Annotated in this window: 20 protein-coding genes and 1 riboswitch; of the genes, 19 read left to right on the top strand and 1 reads right to left on the bottom strand. The window is 56.0% G+C overall.

The features are described 5' to 3' along the window. The first annotated feature begins 598 nt into the window (after nt 1-598). Nucleotides 599-797, top strand: a riboswitch (cobalamin riboswitch). 70 nt (nt 798-867) lie between these two features. The 9 genes from BFW38_RS14810 (at nt 868) to cobJ (ending at nt 13,255) form a co-directional block, all read left to right on the top strand. Continuing rightward, nucleotides 868-2,772 (top strand): AAA family ATPase, encoded by a 1,905-nt coding sequence (locus BFW38_RS14810; protein ID WP_068999591.1) that lies wholly within the window; start codon nt 868-870, stop codon nt 2,770-2,772. Next, the gene (cobO, locus tag BFW38_RS14805) at nt 2,762-3,364 is read left to right on the top strand and encodes a cob(I)yrinic acid a,c-diamide adenosyltransferase (protein WP_068999590.1); all 603 of its coding nucleotides are present in this window, start codon (nt 2,762-2,764) and stop codon (nt 3,362-3,364) included. Before BFW38_RS14810 ends, cobO begins: the two co-directional genes overlap by 11 nt. Further along, complete coding sequence (locus tag BFW38_RS14800; RefSeq protein WP_068999589.1) at nt 3,364-4,734, top strand: cobyrinic acid a,c-diamide synthase CobB; 1,371 nt, start codon at nt 3,364-3,366, stop codon at nt 4,732-4,734. Before cobO ends, BFW38_RS14800 begins: the two co-directional genes overlap by 1 nt. After that, nucleotides 4,721-5,809, top strand: a complete 1,089-nt coding sequence (gene cobW, locus BFW38_RS14795) for a cobalamin biosynthesis protein CobW (RefSeq protein ID WP_068999588.1) — start codon at nt 4,721-4,723, stop codon at nt 5,807-5,809. The genes BFW38_RS14800 and cobW overlap by 14 nt, the downstream gene beginning before the upstream one ends. Next, the gene (cobN, locus tag BFW38_RS14790; RefSeq protein WP_068999587.1) at nt 5,809-9,696 is read left to right on the top strand and encodes a cobaltochelatase subunit CobN; all 3,888 of its coding nucleotides are present in this window, start codon (nt 5,809-5,811) and stop codon (nt 9,694-9,696) included. Before cobW ends, cobN begins: the two co-directional genes overlap by 1 nt. A gap of 8 nt (nt 9,697-9,704) precedes the next feature. Continuing rightward, nucleotides 9,705-10,913 (top strand): hypothetical protein, encoded by a 1,209-nt coding sequence (locus BFW38_RS14785; RefSeq protein ID WP_068999586.1) that lies wholly within the window; start codon nt 9,705-9,707, stop codon nt 10,911-10,913. A 90-nt stretch (nt 10,914-11,003) separates the two neighbouring features. Next, the gene (locus BFW38_RS14780; RefSeq protein ID WP_425427922.1) at nt 11,004-11,678 is read left to right on the top strand and encodes a precorrin-8X methylmutase; all 675 of its coding nucleotides are present in this window, start codon (nt 11,004-11,006) and stop codon (nt 11,676-11,678) included. Nucleotides 11,679-11,744: 66 nt separating this feature from the next. Next, nucleotides 11,745-12,470: a precorrin-2 C(20)-methyltransferase gene (gene cobI / locus BFW38_RS14775; RefSeq protein ID WP_069000521.1), complete on the top strand. Its 726-nt coding sequence runs from the start codon at nt 11,745-11,747 to the stop codon at nt 12,468-12,470. Further along, nucleotides 12,467-13,255: a precorrin-3B C(17)-methyltransferase gene (gene cobJ / locus BFW38_RS14770; RefSeq protein WP_068999585.1), complete on the top strand. Its 789-nt coding sequence runs from the start codon at nt 12,467-12,469 to the stop codon at nt 13,253-13,255. The genes cobI and cobJ overlap by 4 nt, the downstream gene beginning before the upstream one ends. On the opposite strand, the gene BFW38_RS14765 is transcribed toward cobJ, so the two are convergent. After that, nucleotides 13,252-13,983: a cobalt-precorrin-6A reductase gene (locus BFW38_RS14765; protein WP_069000520.1), complete on the bottom strand. Its 732-nt coding sequence runs from the start codon at nt 13,981-13,983 to the stop codon at nt 13,252-13,254. The two genes, cobJ and BFW38_RS14765, sit on opposite strands and share 4 nt — an antisense overlap. Here BFW38_RS14765 and BFW38_RS14760 point away from each other — a divergent pair. The 10 genes from BFW38_RS14760 to BFW38_RS14715 all read left to right on the top strand — a co-directional run bounded on the left by BFW38_RS14760 (nt 13,982) and on the right by BFW38_RS14715 (nt 22,705). Then, nucleotides 13,982-15,190, top strand: a complete 1,209-nt coding sequence (locus tag BFW38_RS14760; protein ID WP_068999584.1) for a bifunctional cobalt-precorrin-7 (C(5))-methyltransferase/cobalt-precorrin-6B (C(15))-methyltransferase — start codon at nt 13,982-13,984, stop codon at nt 15,188-15,190. The genes BFW38_RS14765 and BFW38_RS14760 overlap by 2 nt on opposite strands. After that, nucleotides 15,172-15,561, top strand: a complete 390-nt coding sequence (locus tag BFW38_RS14755; protein ID WP_218186433.1) for a cobalamin biosynthesis protein — start codon at nt 15,172-15,174, stop codon at nt 15,559-15,561. Before BFW38_RS14760 ends, BFW38_RS14755 begins: the two co-directional genes overlap by 19 nt. Nucleotides 15,562-15,624: 63 nt before the next feature. Continuing rightward, entirely contained in the window at nt 15,625-16,431 is an 807-nt protein-coding gene (gene cobM / locus BFW38_RS14750) for a precorrin-4 C(11)-methyltransferase (protein ID WP_068999583.1), read from the top strand. Then, complete coding sequence (gene cobF / locus BFW38_RS14745) at nt 16,431-17,186, top strand: precorrin-6A synthase (deacetylating) (RefSeq protein WP_068999582.1); 756 nt, start codon at nt 16,431-16,433, stop codon at nt 17,184-17,186. Before cobM ends, cobF begins: the two co-directional genes overlap by 1 nt. 73 nt (nt 17,187-17,259) lie before the next feature. Continuing rightward, nucleotides 17,260-17,703, top strand: coding sequence for a type II toxin-antitoxin system RelE/ParE family toxin (locus BFW38_RS14740; protein WP_218186432.1), 444 nt, complete (start codon nt 17,260-17,262; stop codon nt 17,701-17,703). Nucleotides 17,704-17,730: 27 nt separating this feature from the next. Beyond that, a complete protein-coding gene (locus BFW38_RS14735; protein ID WP_068999581.1) occupies nt 17,731-18,054 on the top strand; it encodes a hypothetical protein in 324 nt (107 codons plus the stop codon). 199 nt (nt 18,055-18,253) lie between these two features. Then, nucleotides 18,254-18,784 carry an Lcl C-terminal domain-containing protein gene (locus tag BFW38_RS14730; RefSeq protein ID WP_068999580.1) on the top strand — a complete coding sequence of 177 codons (531 nt, stop codon included), beginning with the start codon at nt 18,254-18,256 and terminating at the stop codon, nt 18,782-18,784. Between the two features lie 413 nt (nt 18,785-19,197). After that, nucleotides 19,198-21,549 carry a PhoX family protein gene (locus BFW38_RS14725; protein ID WP_068999579.1) on the top strand — a complete coding sequence of 784 codons (2,352 nt, stop codon included), beginning with the start codon at nt 19,198-19,200 and terminating at the stop codon, nt 21,547-21,549. Nucleotides 21,550-21,759: 210 nt separating this feature from the next. Further along, on the top strand, nt 21,760-22,200 hold the full coding sequence (locus BFW38_RS14720; protein ID WP_069000517.1) for an acetyltransferase: 441 nt from the start codon (nt 21,760-21,762) through the stop codon (nt 22,198-22,200). Nucleotides 22,201-22,312: 112 nt separating this feature from the next. Next, nucleotides 22,313-22,705 carry a GFA family protein gene (locus BFW38_RS14715; RefSeq protein ID WP_068999578.1) on the top strand — a complete coding sequence of 131 codons (393 nt, stop codon included), beginning with the start codon at nt 22,313-22,315 and terminating at the stop codon, nt 22,703-22,705. The last annotated feature ends 96 nt before the right edge of the window (nt 22,706-22,801 follow it).

Below are 22,801 nucleotides of genomic sequence, written 5' to 3'. Positions count from 1 at the left end.
GGATTTTGGGGAAAGTGTTATATAAGTCATTCATTAATAATCACTCCCTGTGAATGGGGTGATTATAGAATGGTTTAATATGCTTTAATACTCGGCAGGTTCTTTTTTAACTATATGGCTCAGCATTTAACGGTGACGTTACGTGAACTTGGTTCATGGGCTTTTATGTGCTTGTTTTGTGTTAGGTGTGGGCGCTATGTTTCGCATTGTTTGACTCGGAGTCGATGTTACTGATTGAGGCTGTCGAATGGTGCTTTTTGTTATCGTAACGATAAAGCATGTATCGATTAAGATTTTGTTGCTCCTGTGCTGCCTTTTATTAAGCTTGATTATATGTACTGAGTCTATTGAATGAAATGTGATTTTTAAATGGTCGCGCTATTTGTGCGTCATATTAATGCGTGTGTGTATTATAAAGTTAACAGTAGGTGTCTCTTTATGTTGACTTTTATTTGGGCGCTTTAACCTGCTTTCTGAAGTGAGGCGGCCTGATGGGGTTTAACCGTGGCGCTCCGCGTAAGATTGCCACTAGCGCGGCTCTGCTTTAGGCTTCGGGTTCGCTATTGTATTTTGTGAATGACATGAGTCTTGATTAAGCTCGTGTCGTCGGCATACAGGTGCCCATTGGCCTTCCTAAGCCCAGTGGGATAATCGGGAAGTATGGTGCGATGCCATCGCTGCCCCCGCAACGGTATCAGGTGAACACCTCATCAATACCACTGGCTTGAAAGCCGGGAAGGGATGAGGCTGTATTGAACCCCTGGAGCCCGGAGACCGGCCTGTGATGCCACACTCATTGACGGTGCGGTGGGCACTGGAGAGACTTATGATATTGACGATTGACCGTCATCGGGGGCGAGTGCCTTCATGACTGCGGAATTTCCATTTGTGGCGGTGGTGGGTCAGTGTGCGCTTAAAACGGCATTGATTCTGAATGCCATTGATCCTCGTATTGGTGGTGTCTTGGTGAGTGGCCCGCGCGGTACGGCAAAGTCAACGTTGGCACGCGGATTAGCCGCGTTATTACCTGATCAAGCCGATGGCCAGCGCCCTCCTTTTGTCAATTTACCCTTGGGCGCTAGCGAAGACCGCTTGGTCGGTCATTTGGATGTGCAACAGTTGGTCGATGACCAGCAATTGTGTCATCGTCCAGGTCTGCTGGCGCAGGCTGATGGCGGTATCCTCTATGTGGATGAAGTGAACTTACTGCCTGATCCTCTCGTGGATTTGATGCTGGACACTGCCGCTCGTGGCGTGCATCAGGTTGAGCGCGATGGGCTGAGCCTGCAGCAATCCGCTCGCTTTATGCTGATGGGGACGATGAATCCCGATGAAGGGGCGTTGCGTCCACAATTGTTGGATCGTTTTGGCCTGAGTGTGGCCTTGACCAATCCCGAGACGATAGGCGAACGGGTGACGATCATGCGTCAACGTGAAGCCTATGAGCGTGATCCTGCTGCTTTTGTCGCCACGCATGCGGAGGCGACGGAGACCTTGAGCTTGCGTATTCAGAAGGCTCAGCAGCGCTTATCCGCTGTTGTCATGTCTGAGCGCGGTTATCACGCCATTGCTGAGAGGTGTCAGGCTGAGGGGGTTGAAGGGGTGCGGGCTGATGTGACCTGGCATAGGGCGGCGCTGGCGCATGCCGCTTGGTGCGGCCGTGATACCGTTTCAGCGGCTGATATCGAAGCGGTTGCGGATTGGGTGCTGGCCCATCGACGTTTGACGCCGTCATCGACCTCAAATTCACCGGTTTCCTCTGTACCGCCTACTTCTTCTGCCCCGCCTGGATCATCAACGCCACCTGTCTCCTCGTCGCCTTCAGGTGCTTCAACGCCTTTTTCGGGGCAGGGGTCTTTGCCGCCTTATCGGTCGGCTTCGTCGCAGCCTTCGCCGTCTACTGAACCGTCTCATGAGTCGTCGTCTGACGTGGAGGTCAGTGATTGGGGCGCTATGCCGCCTACTGGTGTTCCTGTTGTGGCGATGTCACCGGCGCTGTCAGCGCAAGCGTCCTCTATGTTGAAAATTCCATTGGATCGTCGACGATTATGCCAAATCGCGACTGAACAAGGGGGGCGGTCATCTCGATCTGGCCAGGGAATGAGCGGTTATCGACGTGGAAAAAGTCGCGGCCGCAGCCTGGACTGGTTGGCGACGGTGGCCGCCAATCAAGGCCGTTGGCCTTGGCGTCAGTGGCGCTGGCAACGTCAGCGCTGTGGTCAGCAGCGCGTGCATTTGGTGGTATTGGACAGCTCCGGCTCCACCTTGGGTCAGGCCCAGTTCAGCCGGGCCAAAGGTTGGATACAAGCGTTGGCCGCGCAGGCGTATCCATGGCGTGATCATTTGGCGGTGCTCGGGTTTCGTCAGGGGCGAGTGACGCCGCTGTTGTCTCGGCGGCGTGCGCCCAAGGGCGCGGTGCCAGGGCTGGCTGAACTGGGCGCAGGCGGGGGCACGCCTTTGTGTGAAGCCTTACACCACGCTGCACGGTGGCGACAGCAATGGCAGCAGCGAGAGCCAGGACTTCAGGTCGTGACCTATGTTGTGACCGATGGACGCACTCGGCAATCCTTCGCTGCCTTGCCCGTGCTGGGCGACTGCTATGTGTTGGATACCGAAACGGGCCCGGTACGGCGCGGGCGTGCGTTTGAACTGGTGCGTCAACTGGGGGCCAGCTATCAGCGATTAAGCGATTCGTCGACTCAGCCCTCATCTCCTCAATACCCATTGTCTAAACCTCCAGCTCCTCAGTCAGGCGAGTGCCATGAACGATGAATCGACGCAGCGTTATCAAACGCGGATGCAGAAAAAGAAAGCCGTGGTGGATGCCCGTATTGCGCAGGCGAATGAAAGCCGAGGCGTGTTGATCCTGTTAAAAGGGGCGGGGAAAGGCAAGAGCAGTTCCGCTTTTGGCACACTGGCCCGCACGCTCGGACATGGTTATCAAGCGGCCGTGGTGCAGTTTATTAAAGGCCGCCGAGAAACCGGTGAGTACTTGTTTTTTCGTGATCATCCGGCATTGGAATGGCACATCATGGGGCATGGCTTTACCTGGGAAACTCAAGATCAAGCTCAGGACAAAGCTGCGGCTGAGGCGGCATGGGCGGTGACTGAGCGCTTGTTACAGGATGAGCGTTATCGGTTGCTGATCCTGGATGAAATGAGCTACATGCTGAAGTACGGTCATTTGTCGGTTGAGCGCGTTGTTCAGGCGCTTCAGCAGCGGCCTAAAACCCAGAATGTCATGATTACCGGACGGACGATGGCGCAGCCTTTACAAGCCATCGCCGACACTATCAGTGATGTGGGCGATGAGCGTCATGCCTTCCGGGGGGGCGTCAAAGCCCAAGCGGGGATTGAGTATTGATGGCTGAATCGATGACCCCTGCTGCGGCTTGCCCGGCTTTTTTGATTGCAGCACCGGCTTCCGGTCAAGGGAAAACCACGATCACGGCAGCGTTGGCGCGCCGATTGGTTCAAATGGGGCTATGTGTTCGAGTGTTCAAGACGGGACCGGATTATTTAGATCCGCAAGTCTTGGCCCAGGCGGCTGGATCGCCGGTCGAACCGCTGGATCTCTGGATGGCGGGTGAAGCCTATTGCCGTCAGCGTCTTTATGAAGCCGCCCAAGAGGCTGATTTGATCTTGGTGGAAGGGGCCATGGGGATTTTTGATGGTACGCCTTCCAGTGCCGATTTAGCGGTCACTTTCGGTTTACCACTGTTGCTGCTGATGGATGTCAAAGGGATGGCGCAAACGGCGGCGGCGCTGGCAGCGGGGGTGGCCCATTTTCGTACCGACTTGACACTGGCCGGTTTGATTGCCAATGGCTGCGCCACTGAGCGTCACCGTGAATTAATAGAAGAGGCCTTACCGACGACATTACCGCTGCTGGCGAATATCGGGCGTGATGAGGCCATGGCGCTGCCTGAACGGCATCTGGGGTTGGTCCAGGCCAGTGAAATCGAAGCCGATCTGGAGACCCGTTTTGAGCATGGTGCCTCAGTATTGGCCGAGACTGGATTAGCCGAACGATTGCTGGCTTATCCCCCGGTTGTCTTCCATCCGTCCACACAGTTATCCACACCCCCGGCAGAGGCCTTGGCGGGGGTGACGATCGCGGTGGCACGGGATCAAGCCTTTAGCTTTATTTATCCAGCAAATCTGGCGCTATTGGTACAAATGGGCGCGCAGTTACGCTTTTTCTCCCCTTTATATGATACCGATTTACCCCCCTGTGATGCGCTCTGGTTGCCGGGGGGATATCCTGAATTACATGCGGCGCGACTGGCGGCCAATCAACCGATGAAAACCGCCCTGAAAAAAGTTTTCCACAAGGGCATGCCCATGCTGGCCGAATGTGGTGGTTTTTTATACTGCCTGGAGCAGCTGACGGATTACGAAGGCCAGACTCATCCCATGTTAGGTGTGTTGGCTGGAGAAGGCGCCATGCGCGGCCGCCGGGGCTGCCAGGGGATGCAATCAGCGCCCTTACCTGAAGGCACCATTCGGGGGCACGCTCATCATCGCTCGGTGAGTCATTCAACGCCGCCGCCTTTGACTTATGCACAACGTCAGCGCCACCCGGCACCTGGCGAAGCGATTTATCGTCAGCGCGGTTTAACCGCGTCTTACTTACATTTATTTTTTCCCCATAATCCAGAGGCCATCGCCCGCTTGTTTCGAGGCGATCAGGTGACCTCTTGGCTACAAGGAATGGCCGATGCAACTGAATAAAATTCCCGCTACTGTCGTCACGGGCTTTCTGGGCAGTGGTAAAACCACATTACTGACCAATATTCTGCGCCAGCTGACGGGCAAACGGATTGCGGTGATCGTCAATGAATTTGGTGAGCAGGATATTGATTCCAGCGTGCTGCGGGCCTGTGCGCTGGGCTGTGAGGCCGATGCCCTGAGCCCCGATGATGATGGCATCTACGAGCTGGCCAATGGCTGTATCTGCTGTACGGTCGAAGAAGAATTTTTGCCGGTGATGCAGAATCTGGTCGAGCGGCGTGATCAGATTGATCACATTCTGATTGAAACCAGTGGGCTGGCCTTGCCCAAGCCCTTGGTGCAGGCGTTCAACTGGCCGGATATTCGTCAGCATTGCACGGTGGATGCGGTGGTGACCGTGCTCGATGGCCCCGCCGTAGCGGCCGGTCGTTATGCCCATGATGAAGCCCAAGTTGAGGCCCAGCGACGGGCCGATGACAGTTTGGATCATGATCCCAGCTTGCAAGAGCTGTTGGATGATCAGCTTTCGGCTGCTGATTTAGTCTTGGTGACCAAAACCGATTTATTAAGTGAGGATGAGCGGGCTCGAGTGGAGGCGGTGATTGCACAGCGGGTACCGGCCGCGGTGAAGACACTTTTTGTCCACAAGGACAGCTTTGCGGAATCTCCTGCCGAGTTAGAGGCGTTAATGGGCATGGCGGCCGCGACTGAAAACCGCATTGATACCGTGAATAACCACCACGACCGCCATCATGCTGAAGGCGCTCACCATGATCATGCTCATGATCATTTTGACTCCTGCGTGATTGAGCTGGGCGAAGTCGATGGCGAGTGTCTGGCGACTCAGCTGCAGTTACTGCTGGATCGTTATTCGATCTATCGAGCCAAAGGGTTTGCGGCGCTGCCGGGTAAGCCTATGCGACAAGTGATACAAGCGGTTGGGGAGCGTATAGAGGCTCATTTTGATCGGCTTTGGACCCATGATGAACGCCGACGAACTCAACTGGTCTTCATCGGTCGCGGGTTAGAGGCTGCTGCCTTACAGCAGGTATTGACCGAAGCTGAAGTCGACTGATGCATCTGTTTGCGGCTAAGCCGGGCGGCTTTGTTGATGATGAGGGCATTGTTGATCTTCAGCAGAGTCCGGCAGAACTGATCATTCTTTCGGCGGCGGATAGCAGCCTGATGGCACTGGCTCAAGCGGTGGATCGCTTGGCTGCCGAGGCGCCGGAACTGCGTCTGGCCAACTGGATGAATTTGGCCAAACCCGCCGCCTATGATCTGTATGAAGATAGGGTGTTAGAGCAGGCGCGGCTGGTGGTGGTGTCGTTACTGGGCGGACAGAGTTATTGGCCTTATGGTGTCGAGCGCTTGCAGGCCTGGGCGGCAGCCAAACCCGAGCGGACCCTGATCATCGTGCCCGGTTGTGATGCACCGGATGATGACTTATTGATGACCTCATCGGTGCCGCCTGAAGCGGCTTGGCAAGTCTGGCGTTACTTGCGCGAAGGGGGTGTGGATAACGCCACTCAGTTACTGCATTACTTGAATGATCAATGGCTCGGTCGCCCATGTGAGTGGCAACCACCGCAGCCGCTACCCGCTGCATTGCTTTATACCCCCGGTGAGCGTCAACTGACCTTATCGCAATGGCAGGCACGCCACGCACAAAGTGATGCTGAACCCTGCGTGTTGGTGTTTTACCGCAGCCATTTGCTGGGGGCCAATACGGCGGTGATTGATGGCCTGATCGAACAGCTACAACAGCAAGGGCTGGACCCGTTACCGCTGGCGGTGACGTCATTGAAAGACCCGACCAGTCTGGCCTTACTACAGCATCTGGTGGCCCAAACGGGGGCCTCTGTGGTGCTCAATACCACCAGTTTTGCGGTGAATCGAGGCGAAGCCCCCTTGGGTGATCGCGGTCATGATGATCCTTTGGCGCTGCCAGGGCAGCCGGTGGTGCTCCAGGTGATGCTGGCCAGCAACCCCGAAGATGACTGGCAGCAGCAAAGCAGTGGTTTGCGCAGCCGTGATATGGCGATGCAAGTGGTCTTGCCGGAAATGGATGGCCGCGTCATCACTCGCGCGGTCGGGTTTAAAGCCGAAGCCACTTATCACGCCCGTTGCCAGCTGTCGTTGATTCAGCATCAGTTACATGTCGAGCGTGCTCTGTGGGTGGCTCAACTGGCGCGGCGTTTTGTGACGTTACGCCAGACTCCGAATGGCGATAAACGGGTTGCCCTGATCCTGGCCAATTATCCACAACAGGATGGCCGCATCGGTAATGGGGTCGGGCTGGATACGCCCGCCTCAACGGTGGCGATTTTACGGGCGATGGCCGCTGAAGGTTATCCCGTAGCCGATATGCCAGAAGGCACGTTAGGTGAAGCCAGTCAGGCGCTGATGCAACGTTTGACCGCGGGCGTCACCAATGAAACGGCGACCGTTGCCCTGCGGTCGTCGTCACAGAGCCTGGCGCTGACGGATTATCTGGCCTTTGTCGCGACTTTGCCGAGTGCCTTACAAGAGGCCATCTGGCAGCGCTGGGGGCCGCCCGAGCGAGATCCTAAATATCGGCAAGGACGTTTGCTGGTGCCCGGTATTCGACTGGGTGACACCTTTGTCGGGATTCAGCCCGTACGCGATTTCAGCGATGATCCCAGCCTGAGCTATCACGATACCGACTTGGTGCCGCCTCATAGCTATATTGCGTTTTATGCTTGGTTACAACACCACTATCAGGCCCAGGCCGTGATTCATGTCGGTAAGCATGGCAGCCTGGAGTGGCTGCCGGGCAAGAGCGTGGCGCTGTCGGCCACCTGTTGGCCGGATCTATTGTTAGGCCCGATGCCTCATTTCTATCCGTTCATCGTCAATGATCCGGGTGAGGGCGCCCAAGCGAAAAGACGAACCCAGGCGGTGATTATCGACCACCTGATGCCGCCTTTGGCCCGTGCTGAACTCTATGGCCCTTTGGCAGAATTGGAATCGCTGGCGGATGAGTATTATCAAGCCATGGGCATGGACCCCAAGCGTGAAGCGTTGCTTCGGCGCAATATTGTGCGCCATCTACAGACGACCGGGCTCGACCGGGAAGTCTTTGTGCATGGCGATCCTGAGGCGCTGGCGTCGGGCGATGAAGAGGCGCTCTTGAATGCGTTGGATGCCTATTTGTGTGATATCAAAGAAGCCCAAATTCGACAGGGCCTGCATATCTTCGGGCAATTGCCCTGTGCCGATCACCTGGCCTCGACGTTGGTGGCGATGTTGCGGTTACCCCAGGGGCAGAGCCCCGAGCAGAAGAGCTTATTGAAAACCCTCTCTGAAGACTTGGCGTTAGGCGATGACTTTGACCCCTTAACCGCCGGTGCCGAGCCTTGGACTGGACCAAAGCCGACCGAATTAAAAGTCTTGGACGACCGGCCTTGGCGCACCGCAGCCGACACCCGCGAACGGCTTGAGCATTGGGCCATACACTGGATGCGTGAGCAGGTGGTGGCGCGTGATGAAGCGCGCGATCACTCGACGCTGGCGACCCGATATCCGCGCACGATGCACCAGTGTGCGGCGATTCGTCAGACCTTGTGGCCTGCGTTACAGCAGAGTGCTGACCAGGAAATGCACTCACTACTGGCGGGGTTAAAGGGGCAATTTGTACCGCCTGGCCCTTCCGGGGCGCCTAGCCGAGGGCGCTTGGATACCCTGCCCACCGGGCGTAATTTCTATACCGTTGATCACCGTGCGATTCCCTCACCTGCCGCTTGGACGTTAGGTCAGCAGTCGGCGCAGGCTTTTGTTGAGCGTTACCTGCAAGATCATGGTGACTTTCCGCGCACTTTAGGCCTTTCCATTTGGGGCACCGCCACCATGCGCACCGGCGGCGATGATATTGCCCAAGCGCTGGCGCTGATGGGGGTGAAACCCATCTGGGCACCGGGTTCACAGCGAGTGGTGGATATCGAAGTCGTGCCCAGCATGTTACTGAATCGGCCGCGAGTGGATGTCACCTTGCGCGTCTCTGGTTTCTTTCGCGATGCCTTCCCCAATGTGATGCGCTTATTTGATGCGGCGGTACAGGCGGTCGCGCATTATGAAGAACCCGGGGCGTTCAATACGCTGCGCCAGCAAATCATACAACGCCAAGAGCAGTTGCAAGCCAGCGGTATGAGCGAAGAGCAGGCGTTTCGACAAGCCAGTTATCGGGTGTTCGGTAGCCAGCCCGGCCAGTATGGCGCGGGTGTCAATCGTCTGATTGATCAGCGTCAGTGGCAGCAGCGCCATGAGTTGGGTGAGGCCTATATTCAGGCCGGGGCTTATGCCTATGGCCAGCAGGCCGAATATGGTGAAGGAGCGGAAGACGCTTTTCGTCATCAACTCGGACAGTTGGAATCGGTCCTGCATAACCAGGATAACCGCGAGCATGATGTGCTGGATTCGAGCGCTTATTACGTCTTTCAAGGCGGTATGGCGAGCGCAGTTGAACAGCTGCGCGGGCAGCAACCGGCGACTTACCATGCCGATCATGCCAATCCAGCGCAGCCGCGTATTCGGAGTTTGAAAGAAGAGCTGAACCGAGTGGTGCGCAGCCGTGTGCTGAACCCTAAATGGATTGAGGGGATGCGTCAGCACGGGTATAAAGGCGGCTTTGAAATGGCCGCGACAGTGGACTTCCTGTTTGCCTATGACGCGACCACGGGGCTGATTGATGACCATCAGTACACGGCCGTGGCCGAAACCCTAGCGCTATCGGCAGAGAATCAAGCCTTCTTGCAACAGCATAATCCGGCGGCCCTAGCGGGCATGACCGAGCGTTTATTGGAAGCCGCGCAACGCGGGTTATGGCAAGCCCCGCCTGAGTTGCAAGCGGCTTTGCAGGATCAATTATTGGCCCATGATGAACAGCAAGAGCTGGGGGGCGTCGATACCGCGGTGGCATCCTGGAGTGTGACGCATGAGTGAGCGGTTCGATGGCTGAGGTGCGTGGCTGGTGTCCTGGCGCCTGGCATCCGATGGCCTCTGGCGATGGCTTGGTGGTGCGGATTCGTCCGCGTCTGGGGCGCTTGAGTGTGGCCCAAGGATTGGCCTTGTGTGAGGCGGCCGAGCGCTATGCCGATGGCATGCTGAATCTGACCAATCGGGCGAATATACAACTCCGGGGCGTGGCTGAAGCCGATTGGCCCAAGCTGATGGTCGCGTTGCAAGCGGCTGAGCTGGTCGACGATGACCCCGCGTTGGAATCCCGGCGCAATTTGCTGGTGACACCGAACTGGCACACCGACGATTGGACGCAACCGCTGCATCAAGCCCTATGTGAACAGTTATCCACATGGCCGGTGTTACCGGCTAAAGTCGGGTTGGCTCTGGATACCGGGCCGGAAGCGCTGCTCCAGCAGGCCTCAGCCGATATCCGCTTAGAGCTGACGCAAGCCGGGCAACTGTTGGTACGGGTTTCGGGACACACGCAAGGCACTGTGGTGGCGAGCGTCGATGAGGCCGTCGTGTTGGTGGGACGGCTACTGGCGTGGTTTGCCTCTGTGCGCCAGCAGCAAAGTCCGCCTGTCGGGCGTTTCTCACGACTCAGGGCCGCATTACCTGCCTGGGCCCCGGTTGAACAGGCGCCACGGGCCGCCGCAGCGCCTTGGGTCGTCGGAGCTGATTCGTTGAAGACGGCTGGCTCCGGCACTTTATCTTGCCCCGGCATCTTATATGGTGCGGCATGGGGCCGGGCGCCTGCGGCCAGTGTGGCGGCGTTATTGTCTGTTCATAAGGCGTCTTTGGCTGACGCGTCGACTGATGAAACGTCGACCGTTGAAGGCTTGCGGGTGACGCCTTGGCGTCAACTGTGGGTCGAGGGTGTACTGCCGCAGCATTTGCCTGGGTTGATATTGGACCCGGCTGACCCGCGTCTGACCAGTGATGCCTGTCCGGGGGCGCCTTATTGTCCACAGGCCCATATTGAGACACAGCCGCTGGCCGCTGAATTGGCGGTCGCCTTGGGGGGCGATGTGCATGTGTCAGGATGTGAAAAAGGCTGCGCCCGACCCTCTGCGGCGGCTTACTGTGTGGTCGGTGAGGCGGCTGGATATCGGTTGATTGAGCAAGGTCGCGCCAGTGATTCGGGACAAGGGCCCTTCAGTTTAGACGCATTATGGCAGCGGCTGTCATCACGATGCTGAGCTGGGATGACGTCCCGTTCAGCTGGCGTAATATTCATAAAATGGCTTGTGCTGGTTGCACAAGCCGTTGATTAATGAGTGAGTTAATGGATGTCGATGGAATCATCACCGCCTGTGTCTGGGCCCATGGATCGGCCCTATGTGTACGAAACCGATGGCCGAGCCATTTATCAACAATCTTTTGCCATGATTCGCCAGGAAGCCGCATTGGCGCGCTTTTCGGCCGAACAAGAACCGGTGGCCGTACGGATGATTCATGCGGCCGGTTGGGTGCCTCTGGCCGACGATATTCAATTCAGCCCAGGGGTTGTGACGGCTGCTCGTCAGGCGCTGGAGAGGGGGGCGCCGATTCTATGTGATGCCCGTATGGTGGCCGAAGGGATTACCCGGGCGCGATTACCGGCCAATAACCCGGTGATCTGCACCTTACAGGATGAGCGCACGCGCGCCTTGGCTGATGCCATGAGTAACACGCGGTCGGCGGCGGCCTTGGAATTATGGCGGCCGCACTTGGCCGGTGCGGTGGTGGCCATCGGTAATGCGCCCACGGCCTTGTTTCATTTATTGAATATGTTGCAAGACCCCAGCTGCCCCCGCCCGGCGGCGATTATTGGCTGTCCGGTTGGTTTTGTGGGTGCGGCGGAATCGAAAGCGGCTTTATGGGCGGATCAGCCGGTGCCCTGCCTCGTCGTGACGGGACGTCTCGGTGGCAGTGCGGTGACGGTGGCGGCACTGAATGCTGTGGCCCAACGTCAGGAAATATGAGGGTGATGCGTTTGCATCAAGGACGGCCATTAATGCCCCAAAATGCGTGATCATGAGTCGAATAAGATGACCCCAGGAACGATTTATGGCGTTGGGCTCGGCCCCGGCGCCCAGGATTTAATGAGTGTGCGCGCGGATCGCTTGATCCGGCAGGCGCAGCATGTGGCTTATTTTCATAAGGCCGGACGTCAAGGCCATGCACGCCGCATCATCGAAGGGATGCTCGCTGATGGGGTGAATGAATATCCCATGACGTATCCGATGACCACTGAGGTGCCTTTTTCAGACCCGCGTTATCAACAGGCGCTGGCTGACTTCTATGAGGTGCAGGTGGCTCAGCTCAAGGCTTTGGCGCAGGCGGGTGAGTCGGTGGTGGTCTTGTGTGAAGGTGACCCCTTCTTTTACGGCTCTTTTATGCATTTATATACGCGTCTTACCGCCACTGTGCCGGTCGAGGTGGTGCCGGGGATTACCGGCATGTCGGCGGCTTGGACCGCGACCGGTCAACCGATCACCTGGGGTGATGACATCTTGACGGTGCTGGTGGGGACTTTGCCAGAAGCAACTCTGACGGCGCAGATGCAAGCCAGTGATGCGCTGGTGGTGATGAAGATTGGCCAGCATTTAGACAAGGTGAGATCTGCTTTGGCTCAAGCGGGTCGCATGGAGCAGGCCTGGTTGATTGAATACGCGGCGATGGGGAATCAGCAGGTCCGTCCTTTAATCGATGCGCCGGACAAAGCGCCCTACTTTTCAATTGTGCTGGTTCACGGCCAAGGGCGGCGGCCATGACAGGGACCGGACAATTGTGGGTCGCTGGGCTCGGGCCGGGGGATCAAGACTTGATTACGCCTCAGGTGCAAGCCGCTTTGGCGGCAGCGACCGATGTGGTTGGTTATTTCCCCTATGTCGAACGCGTACCTGAGCGGCCGAACTTACGTCGACATGCTTCGGATAACCGACAAGAGCTGGCGCGGGCACAAGAGGCTCTAGCCTTAGCGGCTGACGGTCGGCAAGTGGTCGTGGTGTCATCGGGTGATCCCGGCGTTTTTGCCATGGCCGCAGCGGTGTTTGAGGCGATTGAAAACGGCCCGTCTGACTGGCGAGCACTCACGGTTGAGGTGCTGCCGGGCATTTCGGCGATGTTGGCCGCCAGTGCCCGTGCGGGGGCACCGTTGGGGCATGATTTCTGTTGCTTGAATTTGTCCGATAACCTCAAGCCCTGGTCGATCATCGAGCGACGGTTGCAGCTGGCGGCAGAAGCCGATTTGGCAATGGCCTTTTATAACCCTCGTTCCAAGGCCCGCCCGGAAGGCTTTGCCCGTGCGCTGGCGACATTGCGTTCGGTTTGCGAGCCCGAGCGTTGTGTGATTCTGGCTCGTGCGGTCTCGACGCCTGAAGAGCAGGTCACGGTGACGACCCTCGCGGAGGTGGTGCCTGAACAGGTGGATATGCGAACACTGGTGTTGATTGGATCAAGCCAAACCCGAGTGCTATCGCGTCTTACCGGTGATCAGCCTTGGGTCTATACGCCACGTCAGTATCATTCAGACGTGAAATCAAGGCGTGATATTTAGGCATATAACCAATCGAGCACGGCGTCAGGCGTATGCACTTCCTTTCTCGGCGGTAGGGCTGGACGGTTGATCATGATCACGGGTAGGCCCAATTGGCGTGCCGCTGAGAGTTTGGCACTCGCGCCTTGGCCACCGGCATTTTTACAGACCAGCCGCTGAATTTGATACTCACGCAGCAGGGCCAGGTCGCCCTCATGAGTGAACGGACCACGATCAATAATCGGGGTGATATCGAACGGGGGTAGGGGCGTTGTGGGGATATCGACCAAACGCACCCAATAACGGTGCTGGGGTTGCGCGGCAAAAGCGGCCAAATGCTGACGGCCCGTGGCTACAAAGACGCGTTCAGCTGGCCCTTTTAATGCGGCCAGGGCGGCGTCAAAGTCCGCGACACTGTGCCACTGGTCGCCTGGCTGTGGTTGCCAAGGCGGACGCGTTAAAGCGATCAATGGCGTGGCGGTGGTTTGAGCGGCTTGCCAAGCATGTTGACTCATTTGTGCGGCGAAAGGATGCGTGGCATCAACCACATGACTGATATGATGCTGTTGAATATAAGTCACGAGCCCCTCGGCGCCGCCAAAGCCGCCGATACGGGTGGGGAGCGGTTGCACTTTAGGGTGACGAGTGCGACCGGCATAACTGAAGGTGGCAGGTATCGTCTGTTGGGCCAATGTGGCTGCTAGCGCATTGGCTTCGGTGGTGCCTCCGAGTATCAGGACATGAGATATGGCGGACACGCAAGCAACTCCATGGCTGACATTGATTGGGTGGGGAGAGAGTGGCATAGGCGCCTTATCGGCGGCAAGCCGTGCCGCGCTTGACGAGGCTGAAGTCGTCTTTGGTGCGGCTCGTCATCTGCGTTTGCTCCCTGATCTCAAAGGCGAAGTGCGGTGCTGGCCGGTGCCCTTTGCTGATGGCATCCCGCAGTTATTGGCCGAGCGTGGCCGTCGGGTGGTCATGCTGGTGTCGGGTGATCCTTTCTGCTTTGGGGCGGGCACCACCATTACCCGTTACTTGGCCCGAGAAGAATGGCACGCCTTCCCGGCTCCGTCGACCTTTGGGTTGGCCGCTGCCCGGCTCGGCTGGGCGCTAGAGAAAACGGTCTGCCTTGGCTTACACGCTGCGCCGTTACAGCGAGCGCGTCCACATATGCAGCCCGGCCAGCGATTATTGATCTTGGTCCGTGATGGGCAATCCGTCGGCATGCTGGCCCAACTGATCAGCCGTTGGGGTTTTGGCCGTTCCCAACTTCATTTGCTGGAAGCGTTGGATGGCGCCCGTGAGCGCTGGCGTCAGGGCATGGCGGAATATACGGTGCCGCCGGATATTCAAGCGCCGGTGATCGTCGGCGTAGAAGTAGACGGCGATGGCCCCGCAATACCGATGAGCAGCGGCTGGCCGGATCATTTCTTTGAGCATGATGGCCAATTAACCAAGCAACCGATTCGAGCGTTGACGCTCTCGGCGCTGGCCCCACAGGCCGGACAATGCCTATGGGATATCGGTGCAGGCTCTGGCGCCATTGCCATTGAGTGGCTGGCTCGTCATCACCTTACCCAAGCCGTGGCTTTTGAACAATCGTCAGAACGTGCTGCTCGGGCGCGCCGGAATGCGTTAGCACTGGGTCAAGATCGTTTACATGTGGTGGAAGGGCGAGCGCCTTTGACACTGGATGATCAGCCTTTACCTGATACGGTGTTTATCGGCGGCGGTGTCAGTGAAGCGCTGCTCAATTGGTTGTGGACGCATTTAGCGGAAGGAACGCGCGTCGTGGCCAATGCGGTGTCATTAGAATCAGAGGCGCTGTTGAGCCATTGGCAGCGCCATAATGGCGGTGAGTTGCTGCGTTTTGATTGGGCCAAGGCCGAAACCATGGGGCCGCGTCGTGGTTGGAAGGCTCGTTACCCGATTGTGCAATGGCAGACTTGGCGATGAGTTTTTCTGTGGTGGCCGGGTTTGGCGCCACCGCGTCCGCCTCCTGGGAGGATTTGGCTGATGCTTTGAGCGGCGCTTTGGTTGCGGTGGGTTTGTCCCAAGAGGCTTTAGTGGCCTTCGCCACCTGTGCCGATAAATACGCCTTACTACAACCCTTTGCGGCGCAATGGCAGCGCCCTTTATATGCCGTTGTTGTTCGTGGTGTGAAGACACCGACACAGTCTCCGTATAGCCTGCAAGCACAAGGCACCGGTAGTGTTGCTGAAGCCGCGGCGCTTAGCGCAGGGGGGGGCGCGTTGCTGGCACCGCGTTATATTGCTTCTCAACGTCGGGCGACCTGTGCTTTAGCGTATTGGCTCAATGCTTCTTGACGGGGGTGGATGAGGGCACCTTTCATCCCGCTTCACGTGTTTAATACAAGGTAATTTCACTGTATGACCGTTCACTTTATTGGCGCCGGGCCGGGGGCGCCGGATCTGCTGACATTACGCGGGCGGGATCTGCTCGCCGCTTCTCCGGTCTGTCTTTATGCCGGATCATTAGTGCCTGAAGGCATCCTGGCCCATTGCCCTGAAGATGCGATGATCATTAACACCGCGCCCTTATCATTAGATGAGATTATGGCGCAGATCCAAAGCGCCCATGCTCAAGGGTTGGATATTGCTCGACTGCATTCAGGCGATCTTTCCGTTTGGTCGGCCATGGGCGAGCAATTGGCTCGGCTGCAGGCTTTACAGATCCCTTATACCGTGACGCCTGGTGTTCCCGCTTTTGCGGCGGCCGCCGCAGCGCTAGAGCAAGAATTGACTATTCCCACCCAGGCTCAATCGCTGGTGCTGACCCGTACCTCAGGCCGTGCCAGTGCCATGCCCGAAGGCGAAACTTTGGCGGCTTTTGCGGCCACGGGAACGACTTTGGCCGTGCACCTGTCGATTCACCAGTTGGATCAGGTGGTCGATCAAGTGACGCCCTTTTATCCTCCGGAGACGCCGGTCGCCATTGTCTGGCGGGCCAGCTGGCCCGATCAGCGAGTCATTCGCTCGACCCTCGCGGCTGTCTTGGATGAAGTCGCCCCAGCCATGACTCGAACTGCGCTTATTCTGATAGGTCCCGGCCTGAAACAAACCCGCGACGACGGTGAAGAAAGCCGCCTTTACGCCATCGGTTATGACCGACGCTTTCGCCCACAAAGCAGTGATTCACCCTTTTATCGTGGCGCAGAGGGAGAGCCGGAATCCTGATGATACAACTGGCATTGATTGGGATCGGTACCGGCAACCCCGATCACTTGACATTGGCGGCCGTGAACACCTTGGCCCAAGCGGACGTGGTCTTACTACCCCGTAAAGGCAAGGCGAAAAGCGACTTATTGGATCTGCGACGCTTGATCTGTGAGCGTTGGTTATCAGCCAAAGCCAATATCGTCGAATTTGACCTGCCCACACGGGCTGCTCAAGGCGATTATCAGCAGAATGTGCGGCAATGGCACGATGCGATCGCCCACTGCTGGCAACAACTATTGGCCACCCATTGCCCCCAAGGGGGCCGCGCCGCTCTGCTGATTTGGGGCGACCCCTCTCTATATGACAGCAGCCTGCGGATTACCGAACGCCTGGAGGCTGCAGGCCTGCCCATTAACGTCACCGTCGTCCCTGGGATTACCAGCCTGCAAGTGCTGACCGCTGCCCACCGTATTCCCCTCAACGCCATTGGTGCTCCGGTTCACATCACCACCGGACGGCAACTGCGCGAACAAGGCTGGCCCGATGGCATTGACCGGGTCGCCGTCATGCTGGACAGCGGCGGCGCCTTCACGACCTTGCCCAACCCCGAACACTACGACATCTGGTGGGGGGCTTACCTTGGCATGCCCGAACAAAGCCTCATGGCAGGACGCCTCGACCGTATCAGCGAACCCCTCTTGCAGCACCGCCAACACCTCCGCGATACCCAAGGGTGGATTATGGATATCTACCTACTGGCCCGACGTGGGTGAGCATGGGCGAGGCTGTGAATGAAGGTATGCTGGAGCAATGAGTGTTGAGGTAGAAGGCGCTCAGGAATAGTGATTGAATAATAGCATATATGTTATTATATTGAGAAAACGCAAGGATGCTGCTGAAGTGACATTGCCTATCGTTGAGCGTAAGGCTCAGGAATATCAAACTCAGGAAGGTAAAACACCGTTTAAGGATTGGCTTATTGGGCTTCAAGATGCCCGAGCACAGGCGAAGGTCACCAAGGCCGTCACGCAGATGGAAGCAGGTAACTTTGGTGATCATAAATCGATTACAGGAGGTGCCGGTTTAAAGGAGCGGCGAATCGATTACGGACCCGGCTACCGTATTTATTACATTACTGAAGGTGATGAATTGATTATTTTGTTCGCTGGCAGCGATAAATCAAACCAGCAGAAGATGATCAATGTGGCCAAACATTATTTAGAAGATTACAAATTAAGAAAGCTAAAAGAGTTGGCTCCATCAGCTAATGCTGGAGATGCGATCTCTTAAAGCGAATTTTGAATGAGGTGACAGGTGATGGCGTTAACACGTGAATTTAAAGACACTGTCATGACATTATGTCGAGATCCTGACTACCGCAAAAGCTTGTTACTAGAAGCCTTAGAGTCTTATCTTGAAGGTGACATTGCGGTCGGTAATGCAATGCTTAGGGACTACTTGAATGGAACCCAAGCGTTTGAAGAAATCGCAAATTCACTTGAGATGAAAGAATCCAGTTTGCGTCGTATGGTCAGCTCAACGGGCAACGCGACCGCTAAAAATTTATTTCGTCTCTTTAAGTCCTGCCAGGAACGAGAAGGTATTCACTCGGCAGATGAGTTCCTCCGCTACGTAGCTTAATACCCTTTCTCTATCTTCGCGTTGCGGTTTTTTTGTAATAGCCGCAGCGCGGTCTCTTTATTCAATGCAAGCTCCATCTAATAAGTGTCAGGCATGAAGGGTGTGGTGTATTGCCCACGGGCCGCGAAGCTTTGCCTGTTTGGCTTTGGACGCGGTTTATATCATCTCTTTCAAGGGTATCTCTAAAAAGGACATTTTAATGAAAAAATGGACGGTACTAGGCCCCCTTCTCTTCTCCTGCTTGAATGCAAATCCCCTATGGGCGGATGGCACTCAATCTCAAGCGCAGGAGCGTACGATTGATCGATTCGTCGTGAATCAAGCAGGCGAGGCTTTTGACCCCAAAACGAACTTAATTTGGCGTCGTTGTAGCATGGGGACGACATGGCAGGCGGGGAGTGGGTGTGTCGGCTCACCCGCCTCGTTATCCCTTGAAGCGGCTCAGCATGCAGCCCGCCAAGCGGGCGAGGGGTGGCGTGTGCCCACCATTGATGAACTTTATAGCCTCGTGGACGAGGATCGTGAGAACCCCGCCATCAATACCACCGTCTTTCCTGATATCACCGCCACCAGCGAAGGCGCGCCTTACTGGAGTGTCACCCCGGTTCAAGGCATGCCTAGGCTGATCTTTTTTGTCGATTTTATGAGTGGTCAAGTCGACGGCCATACCCAGGGGTTTGCCTTGGCTGCACGCCTTGTGCGTAGTGCGGAGCAGAACCCACAGAATTAAACCAAGTAATAGAGTGTTGATCGCTTTTCTTTTCTGAAGCCGCGATAGGGGCTTACGCCGTTTCTCATCAGACATGTCATCGTGACCTGGTGTTCATGGAGACGTCACGATATCGACACGGGCATGGGGTCAATATGGAGCGGCTTTCCATTTCGGGATGTGATGTGCCGAAGTGGTCTGTGCTAAGCGTAAGTGAACGGAATCGGGAGGGAGAGAACGGATGAGTGATCAAGAAAAACTAAAGGGGTTGGGTCAAGAGATCCGACCATCGATACCGCTTCTTTGGCGCCTTTATGCGGGCATCGGAGGGCCCCTTTAGTCTGACTTATCGAGTCTTCTGGATGTTCGAGGGATTCCTCTCCTATCCCTTTTATCAACTCTAAATACTCAGAAAGTGGAGAGGCTTCTGTTCCATGAGTAAGCATATCCGTAACGATAAGATCGCTAACAATAGCCAAAATGAACATCTCGGATCGATCATCGAAAGGCGTCTCAGTCGTCGTGGTGTATTGCAGGGGGGTCTGCAACTGGCATCGGCGACAATAATGGGGTCGAGTCTAGCCGCATGTAGTCATCACGACTCCGATCATACTGATGGCCCAGGTGAGGGCTCAGATCATGGCGCAGGTTCTGATGGAAGTGCGGGAAGCGACCCGATTACGCTGGGGTTCGACTCGATCAAAGGCTCGAAAACAGATGGTGTCGTAGTGCCCGAAGGGTATTCGGCTCAGGTGCTCATCCCTTGGGGCACCCCGCTCAACGACAATGCCCCTGATTGGCATCCTGATCTGGATATGACGCCAGAGATTCAGCTTAACAGCGTCGGTATGCATCATGATGGGATGTACCATTTCCCGCTATCTGATGCTAAGGCCTCAAGTGAGTTTATTCTTGCGGTGAATCACGAATATATCGATCCGGATGCGCTCTGGAAATGGGACAAAGAGGCGCATGATGGGAAGGATTTTGACCACTCTCCCGATGGTGGTTTTGCCGACCCGCGAGACGCGCAGCAAGTACGCACAGAGATGAATGCCCATAGGGTCACCCTGGTGCATGTGAAGAGAAACGATAGTGGCCGCTGGGAGCACGTTAAGAATTCACTCTACAATCGCCGCATCACTTCGGCGACACCGGTCGCGCTGTCGGGCCCTGTTGCCCGGTCCTCCTACGTTAAAACTCGCTTCTCGCCCGATGGTAGCACCACACGCGGCACCAACAGCAACTGTGGTTGTGGATTCACCCCTTGGGGAACCTATCTGAGCTGTGAGGAGAACTGGCCGGACTATTTCAGGATGGGGGCCGGCGAGAGTCGCAATAGTGCCATTGATGACGTCGAATATATCAATAGCGATGACAAGCGTCTGCTGGTCGGGCAGAACCATAGCCGCGACGGCCACTCACGCGGTAACAACCGTTGGTATGCTGCGGCCACTGATCCACAAAATGATGATGGTGAATTCAGTCGCTGGTATCCCTATGGGACCATCAAAACAGACGCCGCTGGAAAGCCCTTATCATCCGATCCGAGCACCGATTTCCGCAACGAAACCCGAACCTTTGGTTATGTCGTCGAAGTGGACCCCTACAGCCAGACTCGGGCGATCAAGCGAACTCATCTGGGGCGTTTTCGTCACGAAGGGTGCTGGCTGGGAAAACTCGTTGCAGGGCAGCCGCTGGTTTATTACATGGGGCATGACACCCTGAGTGAATATCTCTATCGTTTTGTCTCCGATGAACCCTGGGATCCCGCCGACGCTAATCGGCCGGGCGAGCAGTACGACCGCTTGAGTATTGGTGCGAAGTATCTCGATAAGGGGGTTCTTTATGTCGCCAAGTTCAACGATGACGGCACGGGTCACTGGGTCGCCCTTGAGCCGGACACCCGAGACAGCAGTGGGCGCAAGCTGTCTGATCTTTTAGCGCTCGAAGGCGATGACGATATGGCTGGGCTCATCGTTCAAACTTGTGATGCGGCAGACTATATGGAAGCCACATCGCTGGACCGTACCGAGTGGGGCGCTGTCGATCCTGAGAGTGGCCGACTCTATATGTCATGTACTAACAACTGGCGTCGACGCGGGGTGAACGAGCAGGAAATGGGCACCAATGGTGTTATGAATATCGACGAACCTGGAATCGGCCCTGATATTGTCCATCCTGATGCGGTCAGCCCGCGCTACTTTAGCGAAGGCGCCAATAAGGGTGAGACCCCAATGGGCAACGAGGCGGGGCATATTATCACCTTGCAGGATGATGGTATCGGCGCGACGAGCTTCTCTTGGGATATCTTCGTGTTCGGCGGTGGAGCCAATGATCCGAGCAACCTTTCAGGACTGACCGAACTGAACCAGTTCGCACAACCGGATGGCTTGTTCTACGACGATAGGGGCAATGGCCAAGGGATTCTCTGGATCGAGACCGATAATGGTTATGATCCGGTCGAAGATTACACCAACAACCAACTGTTAGCAGTGATGCCTAATGCGGTCTCGAAAGAGCCGAACGCAGGGCCATCCGATGCTATCGTCAACTCCAGCAATCAGGAGCACCTCAAGCGTTTTCTGGTCTCTCCCAATGGTTGTGAAGTGACCGGCATCTTCCTGACCCCCGATAAGACATCCCTGTTCTTGAATATCCAGCATCCGAGCAATTGGCCCATGGATGGGGATGCCACACGGGCGACTGATGAGGGGCGTCGTATTCGACCTCGCTCCGCGACAGTCGTCGTACAGAAAAATGACGGGGGCAAAATTGGTATCTAGTGGGGTGATTTAAACCCCGCCACCACTTCTCTTCAGTCGTTAGTTTTGGCAGGGATCTGCTCCGGTGGAACGGATCCCTGCCCTTTTGTGTACCCTGCCGGTTTGAGTCCGCCCTGATTCAGAATATCGATGGCTGTTCGGCCATCGGTCGTTGAACGTATCATTCAGGGAACATTGCCCATGAAAACATTCTCTTTGAGTGCTCACGATATGAATATGGAAGCAGTCGAAAAAGCAGATCACCAGCGGTTGATCGAGGTTTGGGAAGCGTCTGTCCGAGCGACGCATGACTTCTTGGCCGAAGCTGACCTACAGGCCTTAAAACCGCTCATTTTGAATCAATACTTTGATGCGGTTGACTTAACGTGTGTGAAAAACCCGAAGGGCGAGATCTTGGGCTTCAGCGGTGTACATGATCACAACATCGAAATGTTGTTTATTGCCCCCCAAGCGCGCGGCCAAGGCATCGGCACCTTATTAGCCACCCATGCCATCAACACCCAAAGCGCCACCCACGTTGATGTCAACGAACAGAACGAACAAGCGCTAGGCTTCTATCTACATCTGGGCTTCACTGTTACCGGACGATCACCGCTCGACGGGCAAGGCAAACCTTACCCCCTATTGCATATGACACTCACCCATAAGTGAATTCTTTTCTCGGAACTTGGGGGTACATCAGGTTTGAAGCTTGTTGTATTTATGTGTCACTCGTATTGTTCACGCCTAATATCCCATCATCCGCTACGGAGAAATCATCGCGATGATTAAAGGAAGCTGTCTTTGTCAGTCGGTTCAATACTCAATATCAGGGGCCGTGGGCGATATCATTCATTGCCACTGTGAGACGTGCCGAAAGGCGCATGCCAGTGCTTTTTCTAGCGTGTCTAGGGTTGAGGATGGTGATTTCACGATGACTCATGGCCAAGAGATGCTGAAGTGTTATGAGTCATCTCCAGGTAAGTTTCGCTATTTCTGTCGGGTCTGTGGTTCGCAGATATATGCTAAGAGGGAGAATACTCAGCATGTCATTCTTCGTTTAGGCACGTTAGATGATGACCCAGAGGCTAAAGAGGTGGGGCATATTTGGGTGTCTGATAAGGCCCGCTGGTACACGGTTACAGGCGATTTACCGCAACACGACACCTTCAATTAATAGTCATCAATACTCGATTAAAAAAGCCCCGTGCATTGCACGGGGCTTTTTTACCGCTGAGTCACCGGTCATTCACCGGGGTTCAGGCAACGCCTG

Source organism: Terasakiispira papahanaumokuakeensis (assembly GCF_001709345.1).
Classification (GTDB): Bacteria; Pseudomonadota; Gammaproteobacteria; order Pseudomonadales; family Halomonadaceae; genus Terasakiispira; species Terasakiispira papahanaumokuakeensis.
The sequence above is the reverse complement of the archived record's forward strand: the minus strand, read 5'-3'. Positions and strand labels throughout refer to the sequence as shown.

Excerpts from the sequence above, each read along its gene's own strand:
- BFW38_RS14810 (WP_068999591.1), top strand. The coding sequence starts at position 868 with ATGACTGCGGAATTTCCATTTGTGGCGGTGGTGGGTCAGTGTGCGCTT.
- cobO (WP_068999590.1), top strand. The coding sequence starts at position 2,762 with ATGAACGATGAATCGACGCAGCGTTATCAAACGCGGATGCAGAAAAAG.
- BFW38_RS14800 (WP_068999589.1), top strand. The coding sequence starts at position 3,364 with ATGGCTGAATCGATGACCCCTGCTGCGGCTTGCCCGGCTTTTTTGATT.
- cobW (WP_068999588.1), top strand. The coding sequence starts at position 4,721 with ATGCAACTGAATAAAATTCCCGCTACTGTCGTCACGGGCTTTCTGGGC.
- cobN (WP_068999587.1), top strand. The coding sequence starts at position 5,809 with ATGCATCTGTTTGCGGCTAAGCCGGGCGGCTTTGTTGATGATGAGGGC.
- BFW38_RS14785 (WP_068999586.1), top strand. The coding sequence starts at position 9,705 with ATGGCTGAGGTGCGTGGCTGGTGTCCTGGCGCCTGGCATCCGATGGCC.
- BFW38_RS14780 (WP_425427922.1), top strand. The coding sequence starts at position 11,004 with ATGTCGATGGAATCATCACCGCCTGTGTCTGGGCCCATGGATCGGCCC.
- cobI (WP_069000521.1), top strand. The coding sequence starts at position 11,745 with ATGACCCCAGGAACGATTTATGGCGTTGGGCTCGGCCCCGGCGCCCAG.
- cobJ (WP_068999585.1), top strand. The coding sequence starts at position 12,467 with ATGACAGGGACCGGACAATTGTGGGTCGCTGGGCTCGGGCCGGGGGAT.
- BFW38_RS14760 (WP_068999584.1), top strand. The coding sequence starts at position 13,982 with ATGGCGGACACGCAAGCAACTCCATGGCTGACATTGATTGGGTGGGGA.
- BFW38_RS14755 (WP_218186433.1), top strand. The coding sequence starts at position 15,172 with ATGGCAGACTTGGCGATGAGTTTTTCTGTGGTGGCCGGGTTTGGCGCC.
- cobM (WP_068999583.1), top strand. The coding sequence starts at position 15,625 with ATGACCGTTCACTTTATTGGCGCCGGGCCGGGGGCGCCGGATCTGCTG.
- cobF (WP_068999582.1), top strand. The coding sequence starts at position 16,431 with ATGATACAACTGGCATTGATTGGGATCGGTACCGGCAACCCCGATCAC.
- BFW38_RS14735 (WP_068999581.1), top strand. The coding sequence starts at position 17,731 with ATGGCGTTAACACGTGAATTTAAAGACACTGTCATGACATTATGTCGA.
- BFW38_RS14730 (WP_068999580.1), top strand. The coding sequence starts at position 18,254 with ATGAAAAAATGGACGGTACTAGGCCCCCTTCTCTTCTCCTGCTTGAAT.
- BFW38_RS14725 (WP_068999579.1), top strand. The coding sequence starts at position 19,198 with ATGAGTAAGCATATCCGTAACGATAAGATCGCTAACAATAGCCAAAAT.
- BFW38_RS14720 (WP_069000517.1), top strand. The coding sequence starts at position 21,760 with ATGAATATGGAAGCAGTCGAAAAAGCAGATCACCAGCGGTTGATCGAG.
- BFW38_RS14715 (WP_068999578.1), top strand. The coding sequence starts at position 22,313 with ATGATTAAAGGAAGCTGTCTTTGTCAGTCGGTTCAATACTCAATATCA.